Origin of the sequence: Parvibaculum sp., assembly GCF_049672805.1 — a bacterium.
Classification (GTDB): Bacteria; Pseudomonadota; Alphaproteobacteria; order Parvibaculales; family Parvibaculaceae; genus Parvibaculum.
The window spans coordinates 1-7,090 of sequence record NZ_JBATWS010000105.1 but is presented as its reverse complement, the minus strand read 5'-3'; the positions used below and the strand labels follow the sequence as shown (position 1 = coordinate 7,090).

Annotated in this window: 8 protein-coding genes and 1 pseudogene; 6 read left to right on the top strand and 3 right to left on the bottom strand. The window is 59.5% G+C overall.

Annotated features, from left to right (window positions below; translation table 11 throughout):
* From sufC to WBF74_RS03375, 6 genes and pseudogenes are all read left to right on the top strand, one after another.
* A pseudogene (gene sufC, locus WBF74_RS03400) lies at positions 1 to 206 on the top strand (Fe-S cluster assembly ATPase SufC); the annotation flags it as partial.
* A gap of 8 nt (positions 207 to 214) precedes the next feature.
* Positions 215 to 1,522, top strand: a complete 1,308-nt coding sequence (gene sufD / locus WBF74_RS03395) for a Fe-S cluster assembly protein SufD (RefSeq protein WP_424435172.1) — start codon at positions 215 to 217, stop codon at positions 1,520 to 1,522.
* On the top strand, positions 1,522 to 2,766 hold the full coding sequence (locus WBF74_RS03390; protein ID WP_424435178.1) for a cysteine desulfurase: 1,245 nt from the start codon (positions 1,522 to 1,524) through the stop codon (positions 2,764 to 2,766). Before sufD ends, WBF74_RS03390 begins: the two co-directional genes overlap by 1 nt.
* A gap of 8 nt (positions 2,767 to 2,774) precedes the next feature.
* Complete coding sequence (locus WBF74_RS03385) at positions 2,775 to 3,164, top strand: SUF system Fe-S cluster assembly protein (protein WP_424435169.1); 390 nt, start codon at positions 2,775 to 2,777, stop codon at positions 3,162 to 3,164.
* Between the two features lie 21 nt (positions 3,165 to 3,185).
* Positions 3,186 to 3,533: a HesB/IscA family protein gene (locus tag WBF74_RS03380; protein ID WP_424435166.1), complete on the top strand. Its 348-nt coding sequence runs from the start codon at positions 3,186 to 3,188 to the stop codon at positions 3,531 to 3,533.
* 6 nt (positions 3,534 to 3,539) lie between these two features.
* Positions 3,540 to 3,959 carry a TfoX/Sxy family protein gene (locus WBF74_RS03375; RefSeq protein ID WP_424435163.1) on the top strand — a complete coding sequence of 140 codons (420 nt, stop codon included), beginning with the start codon at positions 3,540 to 3,542 and terminating at the stop codon, positions 3,957 to 3,959.
* An 86-nt stretch (positions 3,960 to 4,045) separates the two neighbouring features.
* On the opposite strand, the gene WBF74_RS03370 is transcribed toward WBF74_RS03375, so the two are convergent.
* The 3 genes from WBF74_RS03370 to WBF74_RS03360 form a co-directional block, all read right to left on the bottom strand.
* Positions 4,046 to 4,837: an enoyl-CoA hydratase/isomerase gene (locus tag WBF74_RS03370; protein ID WP_424435160.1), complete on the bottom strand. Its 792-nt coding sequence runs from the start codon at positions 4,835 to 4,837 to the stop codon at positions 4,046 to 4,048.
* 31 nt (positions 4,838 to 4,868) lie between these two features.
* Positions 4,869 to 5,660: an enoyl-CoA hydratase-related protein gene (locus WBF74_RS03365; RefSeq protein ID WP_424435157.1), complete on the bottom strand. Its 792-nt coding sequence runs from the start codon at positions 5,658 to 5,660 to the stop codon at positions 4,869 to 4,871.
* Between the two features lie 178 nt (positions 5,661 to 5,838).
* Entirely contained in the window at positions 5,839 to 6,894 is a 1,056-nt protein-coding gene (locus WBF74_RS03360; RefSeq protein WP_424435175.1) for a GGDEF domain-containing protein, read from the bottom strand.
* Between the last annotated feature and the right edge of the window lie 196 nt (positions 6,895 to 7,090).

The following is a 7,090-nucleotide window of genomic DNA, read 5'->3' as shown; positions in this document are numbered from 1 at the left end:
AGACGGTTGCAGATGGCGTGAACATGCTGCGCTCGCGGGAGCGGGCGATGATCGTCATCACGCATTACCAGCGTCTGCTCGATTACATCGTGCCTGATGTGGTGCATGTGCTCTCGAAGGGACGCATCGTGAAGACAGGCGGCAAGGAACTGGCGCTGGAACTCGAAAAATCCGGCTATGCGGCTTTCGACGCAGATGCCGCGTGAGTGAAAAGATGAGTGAAAAGACGACACAGCGGTTCATCGATGCCTATGCGGTATCGCACGCCAACTTGCCGGGAGCGGATGGCTGGCTTGCGCCGCGCCGTGCAGCGGCGCTTGCTGCCTTTGCAGAAGCGGGCGTTCCGCATCGCCGTCTGGAAGACTGGAAATACACCGATCTCCGCCGCGCGCTGGAGAAGGTGGATATTGCTGCGGCACCGGTGCATCAGGGAGCGGTGGTTCTGCCGGAGCGACCGTCTTCATCTGCCTTTGCCGGTATCGATACGCACAAGATCGTCTTCGTGAATGGCCGCTTCCACGCGGGTCTTTCCGACACGGTGAAATGGCCCAAGGGCGTTGAGCGACACAGCCTTGCCGATGTGACCCATGAGCAATGGGCGAAGGGTCTGATTGAGCGGCGCTTCGGCCAGACAAAACAGGCAGAAGATATTGTCGATCTCAACACCGCATTGATGGCGGATGGCATTGCGCTGCGCATTCGAAAAGGGGTGAGCCTCGACAAGCCGCTGCATCTCGTTTTCGTGAATGCCGATGACGGCGCGTCGCATACACGCAATCTCGTGCTTCTGGAAGATGAAGCATCGGCGACGATCTTTGAAAGCCATATCGGAAATGCGGCCTCCTTCGCCGACATAGTGACCGACGTTGCGCTGGGTCAGGGTGCGAAGCTTCGACATCTGAAGCTGCTGGATGATGCGGCAGAGGCCATTCATCTCGCGACCCTGCGCACGACGCTGGCGGCAAGGGCCCATCTTGAGCATTTCGCCCTTACCATCGGGACCGGCCTTTCGCGGAGCCAGTCATTCGTCGCTTTTACAGGCGAGGGCGCATATGCCGGGATTGACGGCGCCTATGCGCTGCGCGGCACACAGCACGCCGATCATTTCTGTGTCACGGATCACGCTGTGCCTAACTGCACCAGCCACACGCTTTTCAAGGGCGTTCTTGATGGCGCCTCAGAAGGCGTGTTTCAGGGCAAGGTGCTCGTGCGGCGCGGCGCCCAGAAGACGGATGGTCGTCAGATGACACAAGCGCTACTGCTTTCGCGCGACGCGTCGATGAACGCCAAGCCGGAACTCGAAATCTACGCGGATGATGTGCAGTGCGCGCATGGTTCGACGGTCGGCGAATTGTCGCACGACGCGATCTTCTATCTGCGCGCCCGAGGCATTCCTGAAAAGGAAGCACGCCGCCTTCTCGTACTCGCCTTCCTTGATGATGCACTCGACCGCGTGCCGCATGACGAGGCGCGCACCGCCATGCGCGATCTCGTTTCGCATTGGTTCGGGGAGGCAGCATGATGAACAAGCCTCTTTCCCAGAACGCCGCCTATGATGTCGAGAAGATCAGGGTCGATTTCCCCATCCTCTCCCGGGAGGTCTATGGCAAGCCGCTCGTCTATCTCGACAATGCGGCATCAGCCCAGAAGCCGAAAGCCGTCATTGATGCGGTGATGGAGGCTTACACGCTCGAATATTCAAACGTCCATCGCGGCATGCATTACCTCTCCAATGCGGCGACGGAAAAATTCGAGCAGGCGCGCGAGACGGCTCGGGCCTTTATTAATGCCGCTTCCACGGATGAAATCATCTTCACGTCGGGCGCCACCGATGCAATCAATCTCGTCGCATCCTCCTTTGCGGAGCCGATGATTCAGGCGGGTGACGAGATCATTCTCTCCGTGCTGGAGCACCATTCGAACATTGTGCCCTGGCACTTCCTGCGCGAGCGCCACGGCGCGGTACTGAAATTCGTTCCCGCAACCGATGAAGGCGACCTCGACATGGACGCCTATCGCGCGCTCTTCTCGCCGCGCACGAAAATGGTTGCGATGACGCAAATGTCGAATGCGCTCGGTACGATCACGCCGATCAAGGAGATGATCCGCTTCGCGCATGAGCGCGGCGTGCCGGTGCTCGTGGATGGCTGTCAGGGTGTCGTTCACCTGCCGACAGATGTGCAGGACATGGATTGCGATTTCCTTGTCTGCTCCGGCCACAAGCTCTATGGACCGACCGGCATCGGGTTGCTCTACGCAAAGTCAGAGCACCTGAAGGCCATGCGGCCCTATCGCGGCGGCGGCGAGATGATCCGCGAAGTGAGCCTTGAGAAGGTAACCTATGCGTCCCCCCCGAATCGTTTTGAGGCGGGTACACCTGCCATTGTGCAGGCAATCGGGCTTGGCGCGGCGCTCACCTATCTGAATGGCATAGGGCGCGAGAATATTCTGGCGCACGAGATGGCATTGCGCGACTACGCCACGCGCCGCCTCTCCGAGATCAACAGCCTGCGCATCATCGGCACGACGAAGCAGAAGGGCAGCATCATCTCCTTCGTGATGGAGAATGCCCATCCGCATGACATTGCGACGGTGATTGACCGCGCAGGCGTTGCGGTGCGCGCCGGGCATCATTGCGCGCAGCCCGTGATGGAGCGTTTCGGCGTGGGTGCCACGACACGCGCTTCCTTCGCCATGTACAATACGATTGAAGAAGTGGACCTGCTGGCCGATGCCCTTATCGACAGCAAGAAGTTCTTCGGATGAGGCCGCAAATGGATGATGTGAACATGGCAGGAAGAGAAGAAGCCGGTGCGGCGGAAACACCTGCCACAACGTCCGCCATTCCGCAGGAAGAACTCGACCGGCTGACAGACGACATTATCGCCGCGCTCAAGACCGTTTATGATCCCGAGATCCCGGTTGATATTTATGAACTCGGCCTCATCTATAAGGTCGATATCTCGGATGACCGGGATGTCGTGGTCGATATGACATTGACGGCACCAGGCTGCCCCGTTGCCGGGACGATGCCCGTCATGGTGGCAGATGCGATCCGCAGCGTGGAAGGCATTGGCGATGTCCATGTCAACATGACCTTCGACCCGCCGTGGGATCCGAGCCGTATGTCCGATGAAGCGCGCGTTGCGCTCAACATGTTTTGAGGTAAGGGAATGGCCAGACCCATGCCGAGAGTAATTACCCTCACCGAGGCGGCGGCCGCCCGGATGAAGGAGATTATGGATGCCTCCGACGGTAAATATATCGGCGTGCGCATAGGCGTGAAGAATGGCGGCTGCGCGGGCATGGAATATACGATGGAATATGCCACCGAGCAGAACCCGCTGGATGAGGTGGTTGAAGATCAGGGTGTGAAAATCCTGATCGACCCGAAGGCGATCCTTTTCCTGCTTGGCACGGAAATGGATTACGTCACGGAGAAGTTCTCTTCCGGCTTCCGCTTCAACAATCCGAATGAGACGGATGCCTGCGGTTGCGGCGAGAGCGTAACCATCGCGCCTGCCACCCTGTAAAATCTCATGGCGGTCAGCGCGGAGTACAAGGCCTTTGTTGCTGAACAGCTCGAAATGCTCGGCCCTGTCCGCATTCGCAACATGTTCGGCGGAGCAGGCGTCTATTTCGATGACCTGATGTTCGGTCTTATTGCAGGCGAAACGCTTTTCTTTAAGGTGGACGATCGCAACCGGCCAGACTTTGAAGCCGAGGGGACGGGCCCGTTCATTTACGAGCCGCCGTCGGGCAAGGCGATCGCCATGTCCTATTACGAACTGCCGGAGCGGCTTTATGATGATCCACAGGAACTGACTGAATGGGCACGCAAATCGCTTGATGCGGCCCTTGCCGCGAAAACCTCAAAGCCCGTGAGACGAAAGCGCCCGGCAACGGGCAACAGGACACGGCGAGCCGCGCAAAAGAAAGCCGCGCGCTCCGGAAACTGAAGCGCGCGGCCATGCCTCATCTTCTCTTTTTCATCGCCTTGATGTTTCTCGCTCTTCTTGCGAGCTGCATCATCGGCTGAGCAACATCAGTTGCCCTTGAACTGCGCCGGGCGCTTTTCAAGGAACGCGCGCACGCCTTCCTTGAAGTCTTCGCCATAGCCGGCGGTGCGCTGAAGCTGCCGCTCAAGATTGAGCTGCTCTTCATAGGTGTTGTCCGTGCTTTCCCAATAAAGCTGGCGGATCATGCCGAGCGTCTTGGTAGGCCCGCTGGCGAGATCGGCGGCAAGCGCCTTTGCTTCGCTGATCAGCTTCTCATCATCATAGACGCGGTTGACGAGACCCCACTGCAGCGCCGTCTCGGCCGGAAGCTTCTCGCCCAGAAGCGAGAGTTCCATCGCGCGTGCCTTGCCCACGAGGCGTGGCAGAATCCAGGTCGAGCCGCCATCCGGCACAAGGCCGATGCGGCGGAACGCCTGAAGGAAATAGGAGGAACGCGCGCACAGCACGAGATCGCCCATCAGCGCAAAGCTCATGCCGACGCCTGCTGCCGGGCCGTTCACAGCGGTGAGAAACGGCATGGGCAGATTGCGCAGGCGGCGCAGGAAGGGGTGATACATCGTCTCAAGCGCAAGCCCCGCATCCGGTCGTGCGCCCGAATTGTCCCCGCGCCCCTGAAGATTGGCGCCGGTGCAGAAGCCGCGTCCTTCGCCCGTCATCACAAGGCAGCGAATGCCATTTTTCGGATCCTCAACGGCATCCATCGCCTTCATCAGCCCGCCGAGCATTTCCGGCGAAACGGCGTTCATCACTTCCGGGTGGTTGAGAGTCAGAATGCCGACACTTCCTTCAATGTCGAGTTTTACTCTTTCGAATTCCATCTTCTTCTCCCTGTCTGTTCTGTAGCGACTGTCAGTTCTTGAATTCCGGTTCCCGCTTCGTCAGGAAGGCTTTGACGCCTTCCGAGAAATTCGGGTGATCGCCCAGCATGCCCTGAACATCCCGTTCATAGGCAAGCTGTTCTGCAAAGCTGTTCTGTGCGCCAGCATCAATGGCCTTGCGAATTTCGGCAAAAGCGTTGGACGGGCCTTTCGCGAGCTTCGTTGCAATGGCGCGCGCCTCGCTCATCAGAACATCATCCTCGACGCACTTCCAGATGAGGCCCCATTCGGCGGCTGTTTCGGCAGGCAGCTTGTCGCCTGTCAGCGCAAGGCCGAGCGCTCGGGCGCGGCCGACAAGACGCGGCAGCTGCCAGGTGCAGCCGAGATCAGGGATGAGGCCGAGGCGCGGCCCGAAGACCTGAACGAAAGAGGCGCTCTTGCCCGCGATCACAATATCCGCCGCAAGGGCGAGGCCCACGCCGCCGCCTGCCGTGATGCCGTTCACCGCCGCGACAATCGGCTTTTGCAGCTCATAAAGCTCCCGCATCATCGGGTTGAAGCGGTAGGTCATGCCATGCGCAACGCCCTGGCCGACCGTCATGTTGCCGCCGCCACCGCCCGGCTCGGCGAGATCGGCGCCCGCGCAGAAGCCGCGTCCCGCGCCGGTGATGAGCATGGCGCGTGCATCCTTGTTGGCGGCGATGTTTGCCACCGTCTCGCGCATTTCCTCAATCAGCTTCACGTTGATGCTGTTGAGCACTTCCGGACGGTTGAGCGTGACGAGGGCAACCCCGTCCTGAATGTCGAGCGTGAGCGTTTCCATGGTCTTCTTTCCCGTTCCGGTGTCGTTACGCGTTTTCAGAGCCGTCACGCCATCAGGGCGGCGGCTGACTGGGCATGAAAGTAGCGCCCGCGCCCGGTCTATGAAAGCCCGCGCGCGGCCACATCGCGGAGGCAAGCCTTCCGCTGCGTAAAAATGGGGAGGGATAAGAAGCCGGGTGTCAGCTTGCCAGAGCCTGTGCCCGCGGCGCTTCGGACATCTCTGTAATCACACGATTCCGGCCGGCATGCTTTGCCATATAGAGGCACTGGTCCGCCCGCTCGATCAGCGAGGTGGGGCTGTCGCCATTCCGGAAAAGCGCAATGCCCATGGACATGGTAACACGCCCGAGGGACTCGCCGGTGGAACGCTTCACAAGCTCGCGCGCCTGCACCGTTTCACGAATCTGATTGGCGATGATTTCCGCCTGATGAATGTCGGTCGCCGGCATGATGACGGCAAATTCCTCACCGCCATAACGCGCAACGATATGATGTGCGCTCGCACCATTCTTCAGGCAGGTCGCCACAAGGCGCAGTACCTGATCGCCCGTCCGATGGCCGAATGTGTCGTTGAACTTTTTGAAGTGGTCGATGTCGCCGACAATGAGGCAGAGCGGCTTGCTGTTTTCATGCGCTGCCTTGATCTCGCGGTCGATTGCCTCGTCAAAGGCCTTGCGGTTGTTGATACCGGTAAGCCCATCCGTTCGTGCTTCGGTATGGGCCTTTTCAAGATTCTGCTGAAGCTCATTCAGCTCTTTCTTGGTCGCGTGCAGATGCTCCTCAAGTTCCGCACTGCGCTCTTCCATCTTGCGCGACGCGGTGACGATGGCTTCCACCGCCTTCAGCACGTCGGAGGGCGAGGAGCCGCTGCTCAGTCCGGCGCTTGCTGCCCGAACGCTTGCACCCAACGCCGTTGAGTTGCCGACGCTTTCCTCGATGATCCGGAGCAGCTGATCGACTTCTGTGTTCAGCCGGGTACCGGTGGTGAGGGTAACATCCGTCAGTTTCTCGTCCGAGAAATGGCGGCGCTGCAGATCAAGCGTCACATCGAGATCGATGGGGCGGTTGTCCCTGATCCGCTCGTCAATTTCCTGCGTAAGCTCCGGGCAGCGGCCGGAGACATAGCGGAACCAGACGGCATAATTGTCGGGGCAAGGGGGGACGCCATGGTCCGCCATAAGCTTCAGCGCCTGCGCACTCCACTCGGTAGCGAACTCGATATCTTCGGCCTGCATCACGACTTGCATCTCCCCTTGGGCATTCTCGGTGCCCGACTAAACTTCGCGGCAAGGCTAGGAAAAACGGGTTACTTCTGCGTAAATCAGAAGGAAAATCAGCGTTTTCCCAAGGGCGCCGGACAGGCAGGCACCACCTCGCGGAGAGGGGCGCGCTTTTTGGGCAGGAAAGGCTCTTAATCCGGGGAGAGTCATG

Coding starts and splice junctions, on each gene's coding strand:
- sufD (WP_424435172.1), top strand. CDS start 215: ATGAGTGAAAAGACGACACAGCGGTTCATCGATGCCTATGCGGTATCG.
- WBF74_RS03390 (WP_424435178.1), top strand. CDS start 1,522: ATGAACAAGCCTCTTTCCCAGAACGCCGCCTATGATGTCGAGAAGATC.
- WBF74_RS03385 (WP_424435169.1), top strand. CDS start 2,775: ATGGATGATGTGAACATGGCAGGAAGAGAAGAAGCCGGTGCGGCGGAA.
- WBF74_RS03380 (WP_424435166.1), top strand. CDS start 3,186: ATGCCGAGAGTAATTACCCTCACCGAGGCGGCGGCCGCCCGGATGAAG.
- WBF74_RS03375 (WP_424435163.1), top strand. CDS start 3,540: ATGGCGGTCAGCGCGGAGTACAAGGCCTTTGTTGCTGAACAGCTCGAA.
- WBF74_RS03370 (WP_424435160.1), bottom strand. CDS start 4,837: ATGGAATTCGAAAGAGTAAAACTCGACATTGAAGGAAGTGTCGGCATT.
- WBF74_RS03365 (WP_424435157.1), bottom strand. CDS start 5,660: ATGGAAACGCTCACGCTCGACATTCAGGACGGGGTTGCCCTCGTCACG.
- WBF74_RS03360 (WP_424435175.1), bottom strand. CDS start 6,894: ATGCAGGCCGAAGATATCGAGTTCGCTACCGAGTGGAGTGCGCAGGCG.